Genomic DNA, 21,797 nt, shown 5'->3' with positions numbered 1-21,797 from the left:
TCTTGAACGAAGAAGACATCAAAGAGCGGGTGCGGGAGTTCCTCGCCGCGAACGATCCCGCCGCCGACCGCCTCGGCTTCCTGCGGGCCCGCTTCGACGCCGGACTGGCCTGGGTGCACTTCCCGCCCGGCCTCGGCGGCCTCGGCGCGCCGCGCGAACTGCAGCAGGTGGTCGAGCGGGAGCTGGAGTCCACCCCCCAGCTCCGGCCCGGAGTGCAGGCCATCGGACTCGGTATGGCGGCCCCCACCATCCTCGCCTTCGGCACGGAGGAGCAGCAGAGACGCTTCCTGCGTCCGCTGTGGACCGGGGAGGAGATCTGGTGCCAGCTCTTCAGTGAGCCGGGCGCCGGATCCGACCTCGCCACGCTCGCCACCAGGGCGGTCCGCGACGGCGAGGAGTGGGTCGTCGACGGCCAGAAGGTCTGGACCTCGGGCGCGCACCACGCCCGGTGGGCCATCCTCGTCGCCCGCACCGACCCCGACCAGCCCAAGCACCGCGGTATGACCTACTTCGTGTGCGACATGCAGGCGCCCGGCGTCGACGTGCGCCCGCTGCGGCAGATCACCGGCGAGGCCGAGTTCAACGAGGTCTTCCTCACCGGCGTGCGCCTCGGAGACGACCTGCGGCTCGGCGGCGTCGGCGACGGCTGGCGGGTGGCGCAGACCACGCTGATGAACGAACGCGTCGCGATCGGCGGCGCGCCCGCCCGCCGGGGCGGCGGCATGATCGGCCTCGTCACCCGAACCTGGCGCGACCGGCCCGAACTGCGCGACCACGACCTGCACCAGCGGCTCGTCCGCCTGTGGATCGAGGCCGAGGTGACCAGGCTGGCGGGCGCCCGCCTGCGCGAGCAGCTCGCCGCCGGCCAGCCGGGGCCGGAGGGCTCCGGCATGAAGCTCTCCTTCGCCACGCTCAACCAGGCGCTCACCGGGCTCGACCTGGAGATGCACCGCGAGGAGGGGCTCGGCTACGACGACTGGAGCTTCCGCCGGTCCGAGTCCGTCGACTTCGCCGGCCGCGACATCGGCTACCGCTACCTGCGCGCCAAGGGCAACTCCATCGAGGGCGGCACCTCGGAGATCCTGCGCAACATCATCGCCGAGCGGGTGCTCGGCCTGCCCTCGGAACCCCGGGTGGACAAGGACGTGCCCTGGAAGGACCTCCCCCGTTGACCGCCTCGCCCTGGCCGCTCAAGGAGATTCGATGACCAGTCTGCTCTACACGGAGGTCGAGGAGGAACTGCGGTCGGCGGTCCGCGACCTGCTCGCCGACACGTGCGCGCCCGCCTCGGTCCTGGCCGGGCTCGGCTCGCCGCCCGATCCCGGCGTGTGGAAGGCCCTCGCCGGCGACATCGGCGTCGCCGGCCTGCTCATCCCCGACGAGTACGGCGGAGCGGGGGCGTCGGCCCGGGAGGCGGCGGTCGTGTGCGAGGAGATCGGCCGATCGGCCTCCCCCGTGCCCTTCCTGACCAGCGCCGTCCTCGCCACCCGTGCCCTGCTGGCCGCCGGGACGCCGGCGGCCGGAGCGCTGCTGACCCGGCTCGCCTCCGGTGAGACCACCGCCGCCCTCGCCGTCTCCTTCGCCGCGTCGCCGTACTCAGCGGTCGGCGGGGACGTCAGGCGGGACGAGGACGGGACGCTCAGCGGCGAGGTGAAGGCGGTGGCCGGGGCGGACGCGGCGAGTGTGCTGCTCGTGCCGTCCGGTTCCACCCTGTACGCCGTGCGGGCGGCGGACGCGACCACCCGGCCGGTGCCCTCGCTCGACCAGACCCGGCCGTTGTCCACCGTGACCCTCGCCTCGGCGCCCGCGCAGGCGGTGGGGGAGGGGATCGGGGACGCGCTGCTGTACGGCGCGGGCCTGCTCGCCTCCGAACAGCTCGGCGTGGCCGAATGGTGCCTGAGCACGACCCTGGCCTACGTCAAGGAGCGTCACCAGTTCGCCCGGCCCGTCGGGTCCTTCCAGTCGATCAAGCACCGCCTCGCCGACCTGTGGCTGGACGTGGTCCGGGCCCGCGCCGCGGCCCGCAACGCCGCGGACGCGCTGGCCTCGGCCGAGGACCCCGGCCTCGCCGTCGCGGTCGCCCAGTCCTGGTGCGCCGACGTCGCCGTGCACGCCGCCGAGGAGGCGCTGCAACTTCACGGCGGCATCGGGATGACCTGGGAACACCCCCTGCACCTCTTCCTCAAACGCGCCAAGTCCACCCAGATAGCACTGGGAACCCCAGGCGACCACCGCACCCGAACCGCCCAACTCGCCGACATCCCCGCCCCCGCCTAATTCCCCGCGCCGCCCCACGTCCGCGTATGTTTCGCGTACGGCACGCCAAGTCGGCGCCATTCGCCGTAGGCGGCGGGCGTCCGTGGGTTCATGGCACTCGGGCGTGGGTGGCTGACCGCCGTAACCGATGGGCCCTTGAAGTGGCTCTTCGGTTCAAGCCCGTGCTCGCATCTGTTCCGCTGCCTTCGACCGTCCATTGCCGCTCTTCGGCGATCACCATCTGAGGATCGTCGCGCGTTGGGTGTGCCTGCCTACCCAGCCGACCTCGCGCACGACACCGCAGAGCCTGGCCAGGACTCGTCAAGCCGGAGCGTTCACCTGCGCGGCGTGGTGGGGGATGGCGAAAGGCAAACCGAGGTCGGAGGGCAGGAGAGCGCCGATCCAGGTATCCCGCAACGAATTGTCATTGGTCTGCGCCGCACGCAGAACCCCCTCCATGACAAAGCCGACCTTCTTCGCCACCGCCCAGGAGGCCGTATTCCCTGCTTCCGCCCGCCACTCCAGGCGCTGCACCCCCAGTTCGGTGAAGGACCAGGTGGCCAAGGCGCGTACCGCCTCTGCTGCGTAGCCGCGGCCCCTATGCTCTGCCACAGTCCAGTACCCGACCGCCCACGTGTCATGGTGACGGTGCACATTGACCGATGCGACCAGATCTCCGTCGTCCCGGGTTTCCACCGCGAAGTGGTACATCGTGTCATCACGCCAGCCACGCGGCACTATCTGATCCAGGTAGAAGGCCGCGTGCTGGCGTTCGTACGGTGTCGGAAAGTCCGTCCACCGCTGGATGCCGGCATCTTGGCAAGCGGCGAAGACCACATCCTCGTCGCCGGAATCATGAGGACGCAGCAGCAGACGGGATGTCGTCAGCGAAATGGGCTCCATGGCGGCGATTCTGACATTCGCCCTCACGCGAGAGCGATGGATTTGTCTGTGATCTCCCATGACGCCACCCGCACACCACAGATGCGATCACGGGTCTGAACCGGAGAACACGTCCAGCTGGCCGGCCGTGACGGCGACCGGCCGCGCTCGCCCGAGAAGCGTTGGCCCCGGAGACCCTCGCCACCAACGGCGAGCCGCCGAAATCTGGCGGGCCGTACGTCTGCCGAAAGCGGCTGGGGGCTAGGCCGGGCGGAGGGACGTGAGGAGCAGGTCGGCGAAGTGGGTGCCGACCTCGGCGCCCGAGAGCGGGCCGTCGGCGTGGTACCAGGTGCCGAGGTGGTGGACCGAGCCGAAGAAGAAGTCGACGACGATGTCGGCCGGCACGTCGGCGCGGAAGACGCCTTCCTTCTGCCCCTCGGCGACCAGGTCCCTGAACCGCTCGTGGTAGCGGCGGCGATCGGCGCGGACCGCCTTGTAGGTGTCGGGCGCGAGCTGGTGCATCGACCGGAAGAAGATCTTGGAGTCGTCCAGGTTCTCGACCGTGGTGCGGACGACGTCGGCCGCCGCCGCGTGCAGGCGGGTGGTGACCGTGCCCGGCCCGTCGGCGAACCTGGCGAGCCGCTCCATCTGCATCCGGAGCACCCGCCCGTAGATCTCCTTCAGGAGATCGTCCTTGGAGTCGAAGTAGTGGTACATCGCGCCCTTGGTGACGCCCGCTGCCGCTACGATTTCCTGGACGGATGTGCTCTCGAAGCCTCGCTCGGCGAACAACCGCGTCGCCTCGCCGAGCAGGCGCCGGCGCACAGGTTCCACCTGCTCGACATTGGCCGCCGTTCCGCTTCTGGCCATCGCGGGACCTCCCATCTGGCGGCGAAACCGGCCGCCGAGGTAAGGATACCGACTGGTCGGTCAACTAGCGGGGACACTGGCGGAGTTGTCCTAATTACGTCACCTTCTGATTCCCCTGTCGCCAAGCGGGGAATCCCATCCGCGGCGAGGGCTTCAGCGTGGCAGATTGCTCGACCATGCCCAAATCTGTGCCCGAGTCATGCCAGATGCCAGAAATCAGTGCCACAGCAGGCCGAGCTCCCGGGGTGTGCCATGCCAGGCGGGTCCATCTATGTGCCGGAGGACGAGAAGTTCACCGGTCAGTCCCCCCAGCAGATGTATGAGAAGTTCTGGGTCGAGGCGATCAGCGAGCGCAGGAAGATGCGCGTGGTCAAGGCCGTGGTGGGCCTCGCCGCCGGCATCGCGCTCGCCATCCGCTTCGCCATCCCCTGGCCGGTCGCGGTCGGCCTGTTCACCGCGATCGTGGTCGCGGCCGTCGACGCGTACCTCGCGTGGCGGGCCCACGAGGACACCGCCGTCTGGCGCGGCAAGCGCAGGGGCGAGGTCATCACCGGCCGGACGCTGCGCCGCAGGCTCGCCAAGGACGGCTACCGCGTGCTCAACGGCCGCGCCGTACGCGGTCAGGCGTCCATCGACCACCTGGTGATCGGCCCCGGCGGCGTGTGGATCGTCGACAACGAGGCCTTCGGCCCCGAGATCGACATCGCGCAGTACGGCGGGCGGCTGTTCTTCGGCGAGAAGTACGGCGCGACCATGGCCAAGGGGCTCGGCGACGCGGCCGGTTCCCTCGCCGAGATCCTCACCCGGCAGTCCGGCATCCAGGTCACCATCGAGCCGATCCTGGCCGTCTTCGGCGGCCGGATGCCGCGCGGCGGCATGGTGAGCGCCGAGGGACTGATCCTGCTCAAGCCGCGCCTGGTTCCCCGGGTGATCCGGGCCCGCGCCACCGACGCCTACACACCGGAACAGGTCGAGGTCCTGGCCAGGACGGCCGCCAGGGAGCTGCACAAGATGAGCTAGTGGCCCGTCACCGCATCTTGGACGGGTAATCGAATGCGGTGACGAGCTCTCCCGTGGTGACGATGGCGTGGGCGTAGGTGGGGCCGTTCAGCTCATGTGCGGCGTTCATCATCTCGGGGAGAAAGGCAGCGGTGGCGTCGCGAACCAGCGTCACGTGGTAGCCGAGCTCCATGGCGAAACGACCGGTGGACTCGATGCAGGTGTTCGCCAGCACGCCGATGACCACCGCGTGGGTGATGCCGTGCTGCTTGAGCTGGAAGTCCAGGTCGGTGTTGGCGAACCCGCTCTGCGCCCAGTGCTCGTGGACGACGACGTCGCCCGCCTGCGGCTGGAAGTCGGGATGGAACTCCCCGCCCCAGGAGCCCCGGGCGAAGGTATGCCGCTCTTCGATGGCGCGCTGGGTCGGGTTCGGGTGAGCCCAGGTCTCGTAGTCGCCCGGCTCCCAGCGGCGGTGCGGGACGAACACCACTTGGATGTCGGCCTCGCGGGCGGAGGCGACCACGGAACGCAGGTTGTCCACCAGGCCGACCGCCTTCGCTACGGGCTCGAGTCGCGGCCAGAGCTTGCCGCCCTCGGAGATGAAGTCGTTGTAGGGATCGACCAGCAGAACCGCCGTGCGGCGGGGGTCGTACGTCTCGGCCATGGGTTCTCCCCCTTCCCACGAGGTATTCAGTTGCCGGTGGTGAGGACCATGCGGAAGCGGGCCTGGCCGGAGAGCATCTTCTGGAACGCCGCACCGGCTTCCTCCAGCGGAACCTCCTCGGTCCACGACCGGACGCCGCTCTGGGCGGCGAACCTCATGGTGTTCTGGGTGTCGACCGCGATGCCGGAAGCGTGCCCGTACACCCGCTTAGCCCCGCTCACGAGCTGCAGGGGCGTGACGTCCACCGGCTCCATGGCGACGCCGACGATGATGAGCTCGCCGCGGCGCCCCAGCCCGTCGACCGTCGCGGACATCGCCGCGGCGTTGGTCACCGTCGCCAACACCACCTTGGCTCCCCCGTGGGCCCGCAGCGCGTCGGCCGTCTTCTCGGTGGCACTGTCGATGTAGTGAGACGCGCCGAGCTTGTGAGCCAGCGACGCCTTTTCGGGACCGCGGGCCATCGCGATGGTATTGAAGCCCATCTTCGAAGCGAACTGAACGCCCAGGTGCCCCAGGCCGCCCAGACCGAGGACCGCGACGGTGTCGCCTGGACGCGCGGAGCTGCGGCGCAGCGCGTTGTACACGGTCACGCCGGCGCAGGCCAGGGGCGCGGCCTCCACCGCCGTCAGCTCGTCCGGGACTGAGGCCAGGGCGACGGCCGGCACCACGACGGAGTCAGCGAACCCGCCGGCGTAGGCGACACCCGGCACCTGAAGCTCGGGACACAGGACGCCGTCGCCCTCCCTGCAGGCGTCGCAGTGGCCACAACTGCCTCCGTACCAGCCGACCGCCACCCGATCACCGACTGACCAGCCGGTGACGTCGCCGCCGATCGCGTCGATGCGTCCCGCGATCTCGTGCCCTGTCGTGACGGGAAAGGTGGTGCCCGGAATGTGTCCGCCGGTGATCAACGCGTCGGAGTGGCACACCCCACACGCCTCGACGGTGACCCGCACCTGGCTCGGGCCCGGCTCCTGGGTAGCCGCCTGAACCAGAGACAGGTCCCCGCCAGGCTCGGCGACCTGCATGGAACGGTGCATAGCAGAAGACATGTCGTCTCCTCTTCTTACGGGAAGCAGCGGCCTTACAGAGAGGCCTTCACTAGTTCGCCTTTCCCGGATTCATCTCGTCTATCCACTGTCCGTCGGACCCCTGAAGGATCCGTGGCCGCCTTCGACTGCTGGTCAGAGCATGTTCGCGTCCTCATCGCCATCGATGGCCCCGACCGGGCCGACCGGCGAGGCGGTGCCGCTAGGCGAGGTCCTCGATGAAGGCGGTGAGCTGGGTCACGTTGCGGCATTCGTGCATCGGCACCACTGCGCCGTACGCGGTGGCGGCGGAGTCGCCGGTGTCCCACTGGCGGCGCGGCTCCGGGTTGAGCCAGTGCGCATGCCTGGCCTGGTCCGCGAGCCGTCTCAGGGTGGGCAGCGCGAGCGGCTGGTAGTTCGACCGGGCGTCGCCGAGGATCAGCAGCGACGACTTCGGCCCGATGGCGTCGCCGTACGACTCGGCGAAGCGCTCGAACGAGTGCCCGTAGTTCGTACGGCCGAAGCGTGACATGTCCGCCTCGTTGGCCAAGCGGGTCATCGCCTCCACCACATCGGCGCCCGGCACGAAGAAGCGGGTGATCTCGTCCACCGTGTCCACGAACCCGAACGCGCGGACCTTGGCGAACTGCTCGCGCAACGCGTAGGTCAGCAGCAGGGTGAAGTGGGCGAAGGAGGAGACCGAGTCGCTGGTGTCGCACAGGATGACCAGTTCGGGCCGGTGTGGGCGGCGTGGCCGGTTGTGGGTGGTGAGCGGTACGCCGCCGGTGCTCAGCGAGGCGCGCACGGTGCGCCGGAAGTCGAGCCGGCCCCGGTGCCCATGCCGGTGCTTGATCGTCAGCCGGGTGGCGAGCCGCCGGGCCAGCGGATAGACCTCCCTGCGCAGGTTGGCCAGGTCGGCCTTGGTCACCCGGAGGAAGTCGATCTGGTCCAGCGGCGGCCGTACGGCGGAGCGGGCGATCCGTTCCCGGCCCGAGTCCTCGGCGATTCTGCGGCGGACGTCGGCGGCCACCGCGTCCTCGAACTCCCTGATCCCGGCGTTGACCCGCTGTCTGGCCATCTTCTCCGCGAGCCCGCCGCGCTCCTGGCCGGCCAGCACCTCGGCCAGGATCCTGGCCATCAGGGTCTCGGGGGACAGCGCGCGGAGCACCGAGTAGGAGAACCAGTTCTGCCGGCCCGCGGCGGCCTGCTGCCTGCCGTACCGTTCCACCATGGCCTGGACGAACTCCGCCATCCCGGGCGCGCCCATCAGCAGGTCGGCCAGCCGGTCGCGGTGCTCGGCGCGCTCGTCGCTCGCCGCGTCCCCGGTGTCTTGGTCGTCACGGGTGTCGCGGGTGCCGCGCGCGGCGGCCAGTCCCGTGGTGACCGGCGGGAACCACAGGTCGAAGAGCATGTCGAAGCCGGGCCGGTGCGAAGGGCGCTTGACCAGCGTCGCGGCGTAGGCGGCCCGCAGCGACTCGCGTTCGGCCAGGTCGATCACGCCGAGCGCCCGCGCCGCGTCGAGCCCTTCCGCCAGTGACACCGGCAATCCCGCCTCGCGCAACGCGTGCACGAAGCCGACATGCCGGTCGACAATGCTCAAAAGCCCAGCTCCTTGCGCGCACGGACCTGGTCGGAGGCGTGCTTGAGCACCACTCCGAGGGTGTCGGCGACGGCGGCCTCGTTGAGGTCGTCGCGGCCGAGCGCGATCATGGTGTGCGCCCAGTCGATGGTCTCGGCGATCGACGGCGACTTCTTCAGCTCCAGCGTGCGCAGGGTGGCGGCCATCCGGGCGAGTTGCTCGGCGAGCCCCGCCTGGATGCCCGGCACCTGCGCCAGCACGATGTCCCGCTCCCGCTCCGGCGTCGGGTAGTCGAGGTGCAGGTAGAGGCAGCGCCGCTTGAGCGCCTCCGACAGCTCGCGGGTCGCGTTGGAGGTCAGGATCACGTACGGCTTGCGCACCGCGCTGATCGTGCCCAGTTCGGGGATCGTGACCTGGTAGTCGGAGAGGATCTCCAGCAGCAGTCCCTCGACCTCGACGTCGGCCTTGTCGGTCTCGTCGATCAGCAGCACGGTCGGCTCGGGGGAGCGGATCGCGTTCAGCAGCGGGCGTTCGAGCAGGAACTCCTCGGTGAAGATGTCGTCGTGGGTCGAGTCCCAGTCTTCCCCGGCGCCCGCCTGGATCCGCAGCAACTGCTTCTTGTAGTTCCACTCGTACAACGCCCTGGCCTCGTCGAGGCCCTCGTAGCACTGCAGGCGGACCAGCCGGGCCCCGGTGGCGGCGGCCACGGCCTTGGCGAGCTGGGTCTTGCCGACTCCGGCCGGCCCTTCGGCGAGCAGCGGCTTGCCGAGGGCGGCGGCCAGGAACACCGAGGTCGCGATGGATGCGTCGGGTAGGTAGTGGACGGCGGCCAGCCGGTCATGGACTTCGGAGGGTGAGGTGAACCACGACGTCATCTGTGCTCCCGGTGAGACCGAATGTTGTTCTAGTCTAACCGGTCGCCTTTCGGGTGTGGGGACCCCCCGATCCCCACACCCGTTCGATCAGTAGGAGCCGTAGCCGTCGTCGTCGTCATCCTGCCTGTTGGTCGGGGGCGGGGAGGACGTCCGCGAACCCCCGGCGGTGATCACGCCGAGCAGGCCGTGCTTGCCGCCGTCGGTGCCGCCGCTGAACCACAGCGCGTTCGGGCCGCCGTTGGCGGCGTTGCCGACCTCCAGGTCCCACAGTCCCGAGATGGCGATCGCCTTGCCGTTCCCGTGCCGTAGCGCGCCCAGGTGACGTCCGTTGCGCGGGTTGTAGGCGTTGATCCAGCCGTCGCCGAAGTTGCCGACCAGCACGGCGCCGGAGTACTTGCCGAAGTTGCTCGGGGCCATGGTCATGGCCCAGGGGGCGTTGAGCGGTCCACGGCCGGCCAGGCGTCCCACGAGGCGGCCTTCGGCGGAGAACCGGCTGACGAAGCCCTTGCCCGCGCCGGCGACCGACTTGCCGGTCGCGGCGTCGCGCAGGGCGTAGGCGACGTAGACCCAGCGGCCGACGACCTCGACGTTGAACGGCGCGTAGGTCTGGGGCACCCGGGGGTCCTTGAAGGCGTCGCGGGCGAGCCGTACGCGGTCGAAGTCGCCGTCGAAGACGTTGACGCGGTTGTGCGCGAAGTCGGCGGCCAGCAGGAACGGCCCCTGGTTGGTCTCCATCAGGGCGAGGCCCTTGTAGTCGGCGCCCTTGGTGAAGGCGGCGATGACGGCCTGCTTGGGGTCGGCCTTCGCGCTCCAGCCGGTGATCGCGCCGCTCGGGCTGGCGGTGATGAACGTCGCCGGACCCGAGCCCAGCTTGCCCTTGACGACGAACTCCTCCGTGCTGTTGAAGATCTGGCCGGTGGGCCGTCCGCCGGGGATGTGGACCTCCGTCTGCTCCTTCTTGACGGACCCGGGGAGGCCCGAGTAGACGGTCGAGACGTCGGAGCCGGCGTCGGAGACCCAGAGGGTCTTGCCCAGGGCCAGTCCCCAGGGGTTGATGAGTTTCGGATCATGGACGGCCGCCTGTCCCTTGACGTCCGAGACCAGGTTGGTCTGCGTGAACCGGGTGGCGGGGGTGGTGGTAGTGCCTGCCGAGGTTGCCTGCGCGGGGATGGTGCCGGTAGTGGTTCCCAGCACGAGGGCCGCGGCGCAGAGCGTGACGATGCGTGGCCGCATGGGGCCTCCTTCTCTCGTCGGCTTGCGCTTACGACGCGAGGTACGCGTGTGGCGGGTGGGAGGTTCATCCCTTGATCACCGGGAGTCCGGCTGGCACAGTGGCGCAGGTGACCGTTCACGAACCCGGCCTCGGCCGTTACTACGAGGATTTCGAGGTCGGAGACGTCTACCAGCATCCGCTGGGACGCACGATCAGCGAGGCGGACAACACCTGGTTCACCCTGCTCACCATGAACACCAACCAGAACCACTTCAACGCGCACTTCGCGGCCCGCGCGCCGTACGGGAAGATCATCGCCAATTCGGGGCTGACGGTGGCGATCGTGCTCGGGCTGTCCGTGGTGGACATGAGCCAGACGGCGCTGATGAATCTGGGCTGGGAGGAGATAAAGCTCACACATCCGGTGTTTCTCGGTGACACGCTGTACGCGGAGTCGGTGGTGCTCGACAAACGCGAGTCGAAGTCACGGCCGTACGCGGGGATCGTGTCCTGCCGTACGCGGGGGCTCAACCAGGACGGCGACGAGGTGATGTCCTGGCGGCGGTCGGTGATGGTCTACCGGCGCGACGCGCCCCACGACAAGAACTACTTCCCCCAGGCCAAGAACGGCCCGCTCACCGGTTGAGGCCACAGATTACGGCAGGCCCGGTGTCGGCCGCCCGCCGTCCGGGGCGGAGGTCCGCGCACCGGCGCTCACCGGGGTGATGCGGCGGGGCGCCGTAACGCCTCGCCCGCTGGACATGCCCTTCGGTGACCCTACGTTCCGGGGCGGGGCGGGATGCCGGCGTAGGCGAGGTGGCGGGGGCGGGCGCGCTGCGCGGGGACCACGTCTGGCGAGACGACCACCACCGGGCACGGCGCTCTGACCAGGCAGGCCCCCACGACCGGGCCGACGGTGGCGGGAGTGTCCGGGTCGAACGGCCGGCTGCCGAGAATGAGCAGGTCGGCGGCCTCGGCCTGGTGCAGCAGCACCTGTACGGCGGGCCCCTGGAGCACCACGGGACGCAGGCCCGGCGCGAGTTCGGAGATGGCCAGAGCCGTGCTGCGGGTGATCGCCGACTGCTCGTCGTCAGGGCATCGCCAGGTGTCCATCGGAGCGTAGGACGCGCGCCCCTCCCCGGACCACTGCCAGGCGTGCACGGGTTCGACGACCGCCCCGCGGAGCTGGGCTTCGCGGATCGCCCAGAGCAGAGCGGAGGCCGAGGCGATCGAGTGGCTGAAGCCCACGACGATGCGTGGCTGGGATGTCTGGCTCACGCTATCGAGCATTAGTCCTCACGGGTGAGGACCGGCCAAAGTGCGGGGAAACTCGCCCCTAAATCCGGAGATGATCACCCCCGTAGGCAAGCGCCGCCCTTTGTCGCCAAAGGTAGATCTTCTGACCTGTTCGTGGCGTTTTGTTTGCTTTGCCCCGGGATGGACACTAGAGTCCCTTTTGTTATCGATTGGTGACACGCTCTTCACTCCGGAAGGGCGGCTGATCGACGCCGAGTCTCGGACCCCCCTTGCGAGGGGTGTCGCGGGAGCCGGGGACCCACTTTGGGAGCGTATGTGCTCCTTGGGGTGAATCCGTAATCGCACGGTAGGGCAGCTCCATGTCCGAACCCGACAGCTAACCCGGTAGGCGCAATGGAGAGGAGAACCCCTATGGGTCGCCCCCACCCGTATGGCCCTTCCGAGGGCCCACCTTTGCCGGTCGGCATCTGACGATCTCCGTCGCCGTGACTTCGGCGGCCTTTGCCTGACCCCGCGCTCCGTGTAGCGATCTGTCGTCGCCACGTCTTTCCCCAACCCTTTGCTGAGCGCCCCTCGCCCGTGCTGTTGCCCTTCGTGGCGCACGTGGCTGCCCCCTGTTGCCTCGCGAAAGAGCCCCATTTTTTAATGAACATCACCTTTGGCATGCGCCCGAACCGAATTCTAGTGACCTCTTTGCTCGGTCTCTCCCTCGCCGGAGCCGCCGCCCTCGGCACCAGCACGGCGGCCCACGCGGACGACAACGAGCGCGCCCTGCTGAACGGCTCGACCAAGGCGTCCTACTTCTGGGACGACGCCTCCGGCCGCGCCGGCGACACCGGCCTCCCGGCCATCGGCAAGCCCATGGAGAAGGGCATGTTCGCCAGCCCGAGCTGGCCCCTCGGCACCGAGGGCTACGTCACCTACAAGGGCAAGAAGGCTGAGTTCTTCATCGGTGACCGCGGCCCGGGCACGCCCTCCAACAGCGGCGTCATGCTCGACATCGACGCCAAGACCTTCGCCGACCTGACCGGCGGGAAGTTCAACAGTTCCTCCCTGATGGTCACGGGCAACGGCGGCATGGGCCACATCAAGGTCGACTACACCGTCACCAAGTGGGGTGCGGGGGTGGGCAAGAAGAACCACCCGGTCGCCTTCTCCACCGGCGCGTGGGGCAAGAAGGACAAGAACCCGGCCAAGCCGCCGGAGGTCTCCCGGCCTCAGGTGAAGGCCGCTCCCGGCAAGTCCGCCGGGAACGACGTGGCGGACACCGGCGCCGTGGTCGCGGACGGCGGCGAGGACGTCGCCGGCGACACCGCCAAGACCGAGGCCCTCGGCCAGCGCGAGGAGAACGGCGCCTCCGGCGGCGTGGCCGCGCTCGCCGGTGTGGGCGTCGCCGGCATCGGCCTGTACGTGGGCCGCGACCGGATCCGCCGGCTGTTCTCCCGCTGACCCTCTCCCACAGGTCGCGCGGGCCCGCTCGCCCGTGTGACCGCTCCGACGGGCGCCCTCGTTCCCCCCGAGGGCGCCCGTCGTCTTTTTGCCACGCCGAACGGCGTGAACCGACGAAGTGCGCACGGCCCCGGCCCCGGATAGTGGGTGTGAGGGCGTGGGACCGCGCGCACGTCGCAGAGCGCTGCTCCTCCCACGCCTCACGCCGCCCGGAAGGATCAGTCAGGCCAGCGTAAGCGCAGGCAGGGTCGCTGTTTCGCCGCCGAGATCGCGAGATACAAGGAACCTGCACCGAGTGGAATGATATTTCAACTACATAGAAGGAAATGCAGCGTCATTCGGTGATCAGTGCCTTTTCATCGGGTTTGAAGACCAACACCTTGTTCACGTACGAGTCCACGGCGGCAGGCAGCCCCACGTCCTGCCCGGCGTCCTCGGACAGGAACCACCGGTGGTCGAGCACCTCGTGGAAGAGCTGGGCGGGTTCCAGCTTGCGGCGCATGTCGACGGGGATGCCCGCGACGGTGGGCTGGAAGATCTCGGCCAGCCAGCGGTGCGCGACGATCGCCTCGTCCTCGTGCCGCAGGCCGTTCTGCACCCGGAAGGAGTCGAGGTCGTTCAGCAGCCGGCGGGCCTGGTTCTCCTCCACGTCGAGGCCGGTGAGGCGGAGCAGGCGGCGCTGGTGGTGGCCGGAGTCGACGACCTTGGGCCGGACGATCAGCCGGCCGGTGCCCGCCTTGCGGCGGACCATCATCTCCGCGACGTCGAAGCCGAGGGAGTTGAGGCGGCGGATGCGCTGCTCGACCCGGTGCCAGTCGACCTCCTCGATGATCTCGTCCTGGGTCAGCTCGCGCCACAGCCGGTGGTAGCGCTCGCAGATTTCCCCGGCGATCTGCTCCGGGTCGATCGACGGGTGCAGCAGGCCGCCCGCCTCCAGGTCGAGCATCTCGCCGAAGATGTTGGTGTGCGCGATGTCGATGTCGTGGGCGCGCTGGCCCTCGCTGATCATCGGATGCAGCTCGCCGGTCTCCGCGTCCACCAGGTAGGCGGCGAAGGAGCCGGCGTCCCTGCGGAAGAGCGTGTTGGACAGCGAGCAGTCGCCCCAGTAGAAGCCGTAGAGGTGCAGGCGGACGAGCAGTACGGCGAGGGCGTCCAGCAGCCGGGTGAGCGTCTCCGGGCGCAGGGTGCCCGACATGACCGCCCGGTAGGGCAGGGAGAACTGGAGGTGGCGGGTGATCAGGGCGGAGTCCAGCGGCTCGCCGTCCTCGCCGGTCCTGCCGGTGACCACCGCGACGGGCTCGACCGAGGGGGCGTCCATCCGGTTGAGGTCCCAGAGCAGGCGGTATTCACCCCTGGCGTACCGTTCGCTGATCTCCTTGATCGCGTAGACCCGGCCGGAGAGCCGGACGAAGCGCACGACGTGCCGTGAGATGCCACGCGGCAGCGTGACCAGGTGGTGTGCCGGCCACGTCTCCAGCGGCAGGTCCCAGGGCAGGCGGATGAGGTCGGGATCGCTCGGAGCGCCCGTCATCTGCAGCGGCAACCCATCGCTCCTCGGGGTATCGGAGGGCCGTATCAGATGGCCACGTTAGCCACTTACGCGGAGGGATGCGTGAGTTGTCCGATCCGTGGACGTTCTGTGTCCGGCGGTGAAGGTCACGGCTCGATCTAGACGTCGGCGGGCCCCTTGACGGCCGCGAGGGTCGCTTCGTACCTTCGGGCAGTACATTAGGAAACTTTCCTAACTGATCCCCCCGAAATCAGGAGGGCTGATGTCCGACTCCGCCGACATCACCCGGCGCCAGGTACTGCGCCGCATCGGCCTGACCGCGCTCGCCGCCGGACCCGGAGCGGGCCTGCTGAGCGCCTGCGCCACCGCCGGTGGTGGTTCCGCCTCCTCCACCGCCCCGACCGCGTCCGCCGCCGCCACCTCCGCCGCCAATCCCTTCGGGGTACGGGCGGCCGCGCCGCTGGAAGTGGTCATCTTCAGCGGCGGTTACACCGACGCCTACGCCACCCAGATCCACGAGCCGCTGTTCAACAAGACCTACGCCCAGTCGGTCATCAAGCACACGGCCACCCAGAAGATCGGCACCCAGCTCCGGCCGCGTTTCGTCAGCGGCGACGTGCCCGACGTGGTGAACAACTCCGGGGCCGAGACGCTGGACCTGGTCGCCCTCCAGCAGGAGGGACACCTGGCCGACCTGACGCCGCTGTTCGAGGCGCCCTCGATCGACGACCCGGCCAAGAAGGTGCTGGACACGCTGACCGGCGGGGTGCTGGAGAACTCCCTGGTCGCGGGCAAACCACACGTGCTGAACTACACGGTCTCGCACCGCGGCCTGTGGTACAACGCCAAGCTGTTCGCGGAGAAGGGCTGGCAGGTGCCCACCACCTGGGACGCCTTCCTGGCCCTGTGCGAGCAGATCAAGTCGGCCGGCATCACCCCGTTCGCCTACCCCGGTCAGGTCGGGCCGTTCTACCAGACGTGGAACCTGCTCTACACCGCCGCGAAGACCGGCGGCAACCAGGTGCTCATCGACATCGACAACCTCGTCGACGACGCCTGGCGCAACCCCGCCGTCGTCCAGGCGGTCACCGCCTGGGCCGACGTCCAGAAGCGGTTCGGCGACAAGGCGTACTTCGGCCTCGACCACACCCAGACCCAGCTCAAGCAGCTCCAGAACAAGGTCGCGCTCTACCCGTGCGGCTCCTGGATCGAGAACGAGATGGTCAAGGACACCCCGGCCGGCTTCGAGTACGCCGTGATGCCCAATCCGAACGTGACGGCCACCGACAAGATGCCGCCCGAGGCGTTCTTCGTCGGCGTCGGGGAGAACTTCTTCGTGTCCGCCAAGGGCAAGAACCCCGCCGGCGGCCTGGAGTACCTGCGCGTGATGCTCTCCAAGGAGGGCGCGAAGGGCTTCACGGACAAGACCAAGAACCTCACCGTGGTCAACGGCGCGGCCGAAGGACTGGACCTGCCCCCCGGCCTGCGGAGCGCGGCCAAGGTGCAGGACGCGGCGGGCCGGAACATCATCACCGACGCCCGGTTCGAGGGCTGGTACAAGGAGCTCTTCGACTACTCCCAGGCGCAGACCAACTCGGCGATGGCCGGCCGGATCACCCCCGAGGAGTTCGCCGACCGGATGCAGAAGAAGGCCGACGCCATCAAGAAGGACTCCTCCGTCAGCAAGCAGACTCGGAGCGTCTAGGGATGGGGCGGCACCGCAGGCCCCTGTTCATCGTCGGCTTCCTCATCGCCCCGGTGACCCTCTACGTCGTCTTCGTGATCAGCCCGTACCTCCAGGCGTTCCAGATCGCGCTGACGAACTGGCGCGGGATCTCGGCGAACCCCGAGTACATCGGGTTCGAGAACTTCGCCAGGCTCGTCGACGACGAGGTCTTCTGGGAGGCGGTGCGGCACCACGGGGTGCTGCTGCTCGCCCTGCCGCTCCTCACGATCTCCATCGCGCTCGTCTTCGCCTTCCTGCTGAACCTGGGCGGCGGCGTGCGCGGCGGGGTCATGTCCGGGATCTGGGGATCGAAGTTCTACCGGGTCGTGTTCTTCTTTCCCCAGGTCCTGGCGGTGGCCGTGGTCGGCGTGCTGTTCCAGGCGATCTACCGGCCCGACGACAGCGGCGTCCTGAACGGCGCGTTGATCCGGCTGGGCCTGGAGCCGGTCGGCTGGCTCACCGAGCCGAGCCTGGCCTTCTGGTCGATCCTCGCGGTGATGGTCTGGCAGGCCGTGGGCTTCTACGTGGTCCTGTTCTCGGCCGGCATGGCGGCCATCCCCGGTGACGTCTTCGAGGCCGCGGCCCTGGACGGCGCCGGCCGGTTCCGGCTGTTCTTCAGCGTCACGCTCCCGCTGCTCTGGGACACCCTCCAGGTCGGCTGGGTCTATCTGGGGATCGCGGCCTTCGACGGCTTCGCCCTGGTCCAGGTGTTGTCGGTGGACCGGGGCGGGCCGGAGAACGCCACCACCGTGCTGCCGCTGGAGATCTGGAAGACGGCCTTCAGCTACACCAAGTTCGGTTACGCCTCGGCGATGGGGGTCGCGTTGTTCTTCATGACCATCACGTTCGCGGCGCTGACCCTGCGGGTGTCCAGGCGCGAGAGGATCGAGTACTGAGCATGGCCGTACCCTCGAAGCGCCCCCGGTGGAGCCCGTTCGCCGCGCTGTCGCACGCGGCCCTGTTCGTCTGGGCGCTGCTGGTCATCATCCCGCTGCTGTGGACCTTCCTGGCCTCCTTCAAGGACAACACCGAGATCTTCGGCGACGCCTGGACGCTGCCGGGCGCGATCCGCTGGGAGAACTGGGCCCGCGCCTGGGAGACGGCCCACGTCGGGCGTTACATGCTCAACAGCGTGCTGGTCGTCGCGGTGAGTACGGCGGGCACCATGCTGCTCGGGTCGATGGCGGCCTACGTGCTCGCCCGCTACCGGTTCCCCGGCAACCGGCTGATCTACTACCTGTTCGTCTCCGGCATGGCCTTCCCGGTGTTCCTCGCCCTGGTCCCGCTGTTCTTCGTGGTCGACCAGTTCGGCCTGCTCAACACGCACACCGGCCTGGTCCTGGTCTACATCGCCTACTCGCTGCCGTTCACCGTGTTCTTCCTCGCCGCGTTCTTCCGCACCCTGCCGGCCTCGGTGGCGGAGGCGGCGATGATGGACGGCTGCTCGCACACCCGGACGTTCTTCCAGATCATGCTGCCGATGGCCAGACCGGGCCTGGTCAGCATCGCCGTCTTCAACGTCCTCGGCCAGTGGAACCAGTACCTGCTGCCGATCGTGCTGCTGTCGGGCGACCGGGAGAAATGGGTGATCACCCAGGGCATCGCGGACATCTCCACGATCGCGGGCTACGAGGCGGACTGGCCGGGCCTGTTCGCGGCGCTGAGCATGGCGATCTTCCCGATGCTGGTGGTCTACATCGTCTTCCAGCGGCAGATTCAGTCCGGCCTGACTACCGGTGCTGTTAAATAGTTTGGTTCGCCGGTAATCCAGTTGGTAGTCCGAAACGTCTCTTCTCCGCACCCCTCGAACCCGATGCCACGCGGAGATTCCACACCATGGCTGAACTCGAACAGACCTATCCGTTCCCGTTCTTCGGGGCGGGGGAGGCCCGTTACTACATGTGGGCCGAGGTCCACGTGCGTTTCGCCAGGGAGCCCTCCAGCTACCAGCGGTCGCAGCTGGAGGCCGGAATCCCGCAGCCGGTCGCGGAGATCCTCGACTGGTGCGACGGGCGGCAGCTCATGGTGGCCAGCGGTCTCTCGCTGCACTCCGCGCTGGTCAAGAGGTATCCCCTGGCGGAGGGGGAGCGCGACCGGCTCGGCGAGGACGGCTGGCTGTTCGCCGCGCCCTCCCGGGTGGCGGCCTTCAACGCCCACCTCGAACGGTGGCTGCACGAGATCAACCGGCACTGCCCGGTGCTGCTGGCCTACCGGGGAGAGGATCGCGACGGCGGCGGCACCGACCTGTCCGACTGGCACGAGTGGAGCCTCCTGCGGCTCCCCGAGCTGATGCCGTGCCTGACGCCCATCCTGGAGCAGGCCGCCACCTCGCGAACCCAGACCCACGCCACCGCCATGGTGCGCGGGGTCGCGGCGATGGCCCGCCGCGCGCGGGTCTCGTGTTGAGCTTGGACACGGCGGCCCGGCCGTGGTGGGGTGGGCCCATGCTCGACGAATCAGAGATTGCCGAAAGGCTGCGCGGGGTGCCGGAGTGGCGGCTCTCCGGCCGGGAGATCAGGCGCACCATCACCGCCCCCGACTTCCCCGCCGCCATCCGCGTCGTGGACGAGATCGCCGTGCGGGCGGAGGAACGGAACCACCATCCGGACATCGACATCCGCTGGCGTAAGGTGCACCTCGCGCTGACGACGCATGACGCCGGAGGGCTCACCGAGGCCGACTTCGCACTCGCGGGCGAGATCGACCGCATCGCGGAGAGTCACGGCGTGTAGTCGATCGATTACTTGTTAGAGTCGGTGGCGTTCCGTAGGCTCCGTTAAGGGGATGTCCGAGATGCGCCGCCACCTCCCTGTTGTCATATTCGCACTTCTGGCTGCCGGCTGTGCCGCGCAGGAGGTGGCTCCCCAGGACGGAGGTCCCGGCGCGGTCCCGGCTTCCGCTTCGCCGACCGGCGCCACGCCTGAGGGCTCCCCGACCGGCTCCCCGACCGGGAAGGAAGTCCATCTCGTCGGCGAGGGCACGTTCGAGCCCTACAAGCAGGGCGCGACCGCCGTCGTCTACGACGAGAAGCTCGTCCCCTCCGGCGCGATGGGCGAGGCCACGATCGAGTCCACCGGCACGGAGACCGAGTCCGAGCTGTTCCTGGAGGGCATGCTCCCCAACCGGAAGTACGGCGCGCACCTGCACGTCAACGCGTGCGGGGAGAAGCCCGACGACTCCGGCCCGCACTTCCGGTGGGAGGCGTCGCCCAGCGCCTCTCCCAACCAGCCCGCCACCCGCGAGAACGAGATCTGGCTCGACATCAGCACCAACGGCGAGGGCGACGGCGACGCGCACGCGACCCAGCCGTGGGCCCTCACGAAGGACAGGCTCCCCGGCTCGGTGGTCATCCACGCCAAGGAGACCACGACCACGGGTCCGCAGGCCGGCCAGGCCGGTGACCGGGTCGCCTGCCTGACCCTGAACCCGTCCGACGACTAGAAGGCCACCTCGTCGGACGGCGACGTCCGGCGGCCAGGCTGATCGGCGTGACCGATGCGTGAGCTGCCGAGCGACCTGGAGCACGAGTTCACCTTCCCGATCTCGCACGGCGAAATCGTCGCGGCGTTGTACCCGGAGTCGCCGGAGTTCGCGGCGATGCCACCCGTGCTGGCCACCGGGTTCCTCGTCGGGCTGCTGGAGTGGACGTGCGTGCGGGCGCTGGTGCCGTACCTGGACTGGCCGCGTGAGCAGACGGTCGGAACCCACATCGCCGTCAGCCATTGCGCGGCCACCCCGCCCGGACTGAGCGTCACCTGCCGGGTGCGCCTGACCGGCATCGACGGCCGCCGCCTGGCCTTCGAGGTGGCGGCCGACGACGGCTATGACGTCATCAGCACCGGAACCCATGAGCGCGTCGTCGTCGACGCCGCCCGCTTCACCGAACGCGTCCTGAGCAAAGCCGGCCCACGATGACGCCACCCCCGAAGGGCGAGGCGGCTCAGCGCGGTCGCGGGCGGCACTAGAGGGCGCGGAGGAAGCGGGAGGCGATGGGGGTGGCGGTGGCGCGTGCCGTACGGCCGTCCTTGACGAAGACGGCGAAGGCCACGTTCTCGCGGTAACCCACGAACCACGCGTCGGCGCGGCCGTCCGAGCCGGGCCGGGTGACTCCCGAGTGCCCGGCCGAGCCCTTCGGGAGGCGGCCCTGCGCGGCCTCGGCGCGCATCATGTCACGCAGCCCGCCGAGCACGTCCGCCGGGACCTCCGCCTGGCTGGAGGTGATCTTGTCGAGGGCCGCCGCGGCCTTCTTCGTCACCAGCCTGGGGGAGCGCCAGGTCCCGTTCTCCACGGCCGCCGCGACCAGCGCCATGCACAGCGGCGTGGCCGTCACCTTGCCCTGGCCGATGGCCTCCGGCGCCAGGCGGCCGTCCTCCTGCTTCGGCGACGGGGTCCGGCCGCAGGTACCGCCGACGCCGGAGCCGAGCCGCCGGCCGAACCCGAGCGCCCCCGCCTGCTCGGCCAGCCGGCCCGCGGTGAGCCGTTCCACGGCCTGCTGGGCGAACGTGGTGTTGCACGACAGCGCCAGGGCCTCGGCCAGGGAGACCGTGCCGTGCGCCGCGCGCCCGGCGTTGTCCACCGAGCGGCCCCCCGGCGGCGTGTACCCGGCGGGACACGAGACCTGGCTCTCCGGCGTCAGCCCCGCCGACAACAGCGCGGCGGCGGTCACCATCATGAACGCCCCGCCGGGGGAGTACGTCTCGTCGAAGGCGCGCCGCCCGTCGCCCAGGCGGTCCGCGACCGCGAGCACCTCCCCGGTGCCGGTGCGCACGGCGACGAGCGTCGCGGGCTGCCGCACGCCGTCCAGCGCACGGGCCGCCGCCGCCTGAACGGCACGCGAGAGCGTGGTGCGCACCTTTCTGGCCGGTTCCGGCTGGTAGACGACGAGCTGCTTGGACACGCCGCCCCGCACCGACTCGATCGTCCAGCCGGTGGTGCTCCGGCCCAGCCGCCGGTTCAGCTCGGCGAGGTACGGCTCGGCCGCGCTGTCGTTCGGCAGCTGCGAGCCGGTCCGGGTGACCAGTTCGGCGGTGGGCACCTTGACCTGGCTGAGTTTCAGCTCTCCGTCGTCTCGCAGCGCGGGGTGCAGCGTCTCCGGGGACCAGACCACCTTCCAGGCGCGGTCTCTGACCGCCAGGCGCAGCGTGGTCGCGAACGGCCAGGCGCCGAGGTCCTGGATCTGTCTCGTCCCCTCCAGGGGCAGCTCAGCCGAGTCGTCGCCGCGCACGATGGTCCCCCTCTTCAGGGTGAGCGAGTCCACCCGCAGGTCCTCGTCGAAGCGGCGGTGCCGGTCCGCGAAGTCGCTCGGCGGGTCGTCGACCAGCGCGCGCATCCCCTCCAGGTCGCCCGCCTCCCAGGCGGCGAGGTAGGACCTGGCCGTGTCGTCGGCGGTGCCGTCGACCTGCCCGAACCAGGCCACCACTCCCAGGCTGGCCGCTCCTCCCATGACGAGTACCGCGGCCAGCAGTACGAGGAGCCTTCTCATCGGCATA

Annotated in this window: 22 protein-coding genes and 1 riboswitch; of the genes, 12 read left to right on the top strand and 10 right to left on the bottom strand. The window is 69.5% G+C overall.

Annotated features, from left to right (window positions below):
• Positions 1-2 precede the first annotated feature (2 nt).
• Positions 3-1,172 (top strand): acyl-CoA dehydrogenase family protein, encoded by a 1,170-nt coding sequence (locus MBA17_RS05590; protein ID WP_238495188.1) that lies wholly within the window; start codon positions 3-5, stop codon positions 1,170-1,172.
• 31 nt (positions 1,173-1,203) lie between these two features.
• A complete protein-coding gene (locus tag MBA17_RS05585; protein ID WP_238495187.1) occupies positions 1,204-2,277 on the top strand; it encodes an acyl-CoA dehydrogenase family protein in 1,074 nt (357 codons plus the stop codon).
• Positions 2,278-2,577: 300 nt separating this feature from the next.
• Here the strand turns inward: MBA17_RS05585 and MBA17_RS05580 are convergent, their stop codons facing one another.
• Both MBA17_RS05580 and MBA17_RS05575 read right to left on the bottom strand, forming a co-directional pair.
• Positions 2,578-3,159 (bottom strand): GNAT family N-acetyltransferase, encoded by a 582-nt coding sequence (locus MBA17_RS05580; RefSeq protein WP_238495186.1) that lies wholly within the window; start codon positions 3,157-3,159, stop codon positions 2,578-2,580.
• Positions 3,160-3,399: 240 nt separating this feature from the next.
• Positions 3,400-4,008, bottom strand: a complete 609-nt coding sequence (locus MBA17_RS05575) for a TetR/AcrR family transcriptional regulator (protein ID WP_238495185.1) — start codon at positions 4,006-4,008, stop codon at positions 3,400-3,402.
• A gap of 252 nt (positions 4,009-4,260) precedes the next feature.
• Here MBA17_RS05575 and MBA17_RS05570 point away from each other — a divergent pair, with 252 nt between their 5' ends.
• Positions 4,261-5,028 (top strand): nuclease-related domain-containing protein, encoded by a 768-nt coding sequence (locus MBA17_RS05570; RefSeq protein WP_238495184.1) that lies wholly within the window; start codon positions 4,261-4,263, stop codon positions 5,026-5,028.
• A 7-nt stretch (positions 5,029-5,035) separates the two neighbouring features.
• Here the strand turns inward: MBA17_RS05570 and MBA17_RS05565 are convergent, their stop codons facing one another.
• The 5 genes from MBA17_RS05565 to MBA17_RS05545 form a co-directional block, all read right to left on the bottom strand.
• Positions 5,036-5,671, bottom strand: a complete 636-nt coding sequence (locus tag MBA17_RS05565) for a cysteine hydrolase family protein (protein WP_238495183.1) — start codon at positions 5,669-5,671, stop codon at positions 5,036-5,038.
• A 26-nt stretch (positions 5,672-5,697) separates the two neighbouring features.
• A complete protein-coding gene (locus MBA17_RS05560; protein ID WP_238495182.1) occupies positions 5,698-6,723 on the bottom strand; it encodes an alcohol dehydrogenase catalytic domain-containing protein in 1,026 nt (341 codons plus the stop codon).
• Between the two features lie 199 nt (positions 6,724-6,922).
• A complete protein-coding gene (locus tag MBA17_RS05555) occupies positions 6,923-8,299 on the bottom strand; it encodes a vWA domain-containing protein (RefSeq protein WP_238495181.1) in 1,377 nt (458 codons plus the stop codon).
• On the bottom strand, positions 8,296-9,153 hold the full coding sequence (locus tag MBA17_RS05550; RefSeq protein WP_238495180.1) for an AAA family ATPase: 858 nt from the start codon (positions 9,151-9,153) through the stop codon (positions 8,296-8,298). Before MBA17_RS05550 ends, MBA17_RS05555 begins: the two co-directional genes overlap by 4 nt.
• Positions 9,154-9,240: 87 nt before the next feature.
• The gene (locus MBA17_RS05545; protein ID WP_238495179.1) at positions 9,241-10,386 is read right to left on the bottom strand and encodes a TIGR03118 family protein; all 1,146 of its coding nucleotides are present in this window, start codon (positions 10,384-10,386) and stop codon (positions 9,241-9,243) included.
• Between the two features lie 107 nt (positions 10,387-10,493).
• Between MBA17_RS05545 and MBA17_RS05540 the strand changes: the two genes are divergently transcribed.
• A complete protein-coding gene (locus tag MBA17_RS05540) occupies positions 10,494-11,012 on the top strand; it encodes a MaoC family dehydratase (RefSeq protein WP_238495178.1) in 519 nt (172 codons plus the stop codon).
• Between the two features lie 131 nt (positions 11,013-11,143).
• On the opposite strand, the gene MBA17_RS05535 is transcribed toward MBA17_RS05540, so the two are convergent.
• Positions 11,144-11,644: a universal stress protein gene (locus MBA17_RS05535; protein ID WP_238495177.1), complete on the bottom strand. Its 501-nt coding sequence runs from the start codon at positions 11,642-11,644 to the stop codon at positions 11,144-11,146.
• Between the two features lie 218 nt (positions 11,645-11,862).
• Positions 11,863-12,029, top strand: a riboswitch (cyclic di-AMP (ydaO/yuaA leader).
• Positions 12,030-12,316: 287 nt separating this feature from the next.
• Between MBA17_RS05535 and MBA17_RS05530 the strand changes: the two genes are divergently transcribed.
• Positions 12,317-13,072: a hypothetical protein gene (locus MBA17_RS05530; RefSeq protein ID WP_238495176.1), complete on the top strand. Its 756-nt coding sequence runs from the start codon at positions 12,317-12,319 to the stop codon at positions 13,070-13,072.
• A 334-nt stretch (positions 13,073-13,406) separates the two neighbouring features.
• Here the strand turns inward: MBA17_RS05530 and MBA17_RS05525 are convergent, their stop codons facing one another.
• Positions 13,407-14,615 carry a DUF4032 domain-containing protein gene (locus MBA17_RS05525; protein WP_238495175.1) on the bottom strand — a complete coding sequence of 403 codons (1,209 nt, stop codon included), beginning with the start codon at positions 14,613-14,615 and terminating at the stop codon, positions 13,407-13,409.
• A 229-nt stretch (positions 14,616-14,844) separates the two neighbouring features.
• Between MBA17_RS05525 and ngcE the strand changes: the two genes are divergently transcribed.
• From ngcE to MBA17_RS05490, 7 genes are all read left to right on the top strand, one after another.
• On the top strand, positions 14,845-16,287 hold the full coding sequence (ngcE, locus tag MBA17_RS05520; protein WP_238495174.1) for an N-acetylglucosamine/diacetylchitobiose ABC transporter substrate-binding protein: 1,443 nt from the start codon (positions 14,845-14,847) through the stop codon (positions 16,285-16,287).
• 2 nt (positions 16,288-16,289) lie between these two features.
• A complete protein-coding gene (locus tag MBA17_RS05515) occupies positions 16,290-17,204 on the top strand; it encodes a carbohydrate ABC transporter permease (RefSeq protein WP_238495173.1) in 915 nt (304 codons plus the stop codon).
• A 2-nt stretch (positions 17,205-17,206) separates the two neighbouring features.
• A complete protein-coding gene (locus MBA17_RS05510; RefSeq protein WP_238495172.1) occupies positions 17,207-18,058 on the top strand; it encodes a carbohydrate ABC transporter permease in 852 nt (283 codons plus the stop codon).
• 86 nt (positions 18,059-18,144) lie between these two features.
• Positions 18,145-18,714 carry a hypothetical protein gene (locus tag MBA17_RS05505; protein ID WP_238495171.1) on the top strand — a complete coding sequence of 190 codons (570 nt, stop codon included), beginning with the start codon at positions 18,145-18,147 and terminating at the stop codon, positions 18,712-18,714.
• 38 nt (positions 18,715-18,752) lie between these two features.
• Positions 18,753-19,040 carry a 4a-hydroxytetrahydrobiopterin dehydratase gene (locus MBA17_RS05500; protein ID WP_238495170.1) on the top strand — a complete coding sequence of 96 codons (288 nt, stop codon included), beginning with the start codon at positions 18,753-18,755 and terminating at the stop codon, positions 19,038-19,040.
• Between the two features lie 124 nt (positions 19,041-19,164).
• On the top strand, positions 19,165-19,749 hold the full coding sequence (locus MBA17_RS05495) for a superoxide dismutase family protein (RefSeq protein ID WP_238495169.1): 585 nt from the start codon (positions 19,165-19,167) through the stop codon (positions 19,747-19,749).
• Positions 19,750-19,803: 54 nt separating this feature from the next.
• A complete protein-coding gene (locus MBA17_RS05490; RefSeq protein ID WP_238495168.1) occupies positions 19,804-20,223 on the top strand; it encodes a thioesterase family protein in 420 nt (139 codons plus the stop codon).
• 46 nt (positions 20,224-20,269) lie between these two features.
• Here MBA17_RS05490 and MBA17_RS05485 read toward each other — a convergent pair whose 3' ends face one another.
• The gene (locus MBA17_RS05485; RefSeq protein ID WP_238495167.1) at positions 20,270-21,790 is read right to left on the bottom strand and encodes a penicillin-binding transpeptidase domain-containing protein; all 1,521 of its coding nucleotides are present in this window, start codon (positions 21,788-21,790) and stop codon (positions 20,270-20,272) included.
• Positions 21,791-21,797: the final 7 nt, after the last annotated feature.

The organism is Dolomitihabitans soli, from assembly GCF_022213955.1.
In the GTDB taxonomy this organism is placed as follows: domain Bacteria; phylum Actinomycetota; class Actinomycetes; order Streptosporangiales; family Streptosporangiaceae; genus Streptosporangium_A; species Streptosporangium_A soli.
The sequence above is the reverse complement of the archived record's forward strand: the minus strand, read 5'-3'. Positions and strand labels throughout refer to the sequence as shown.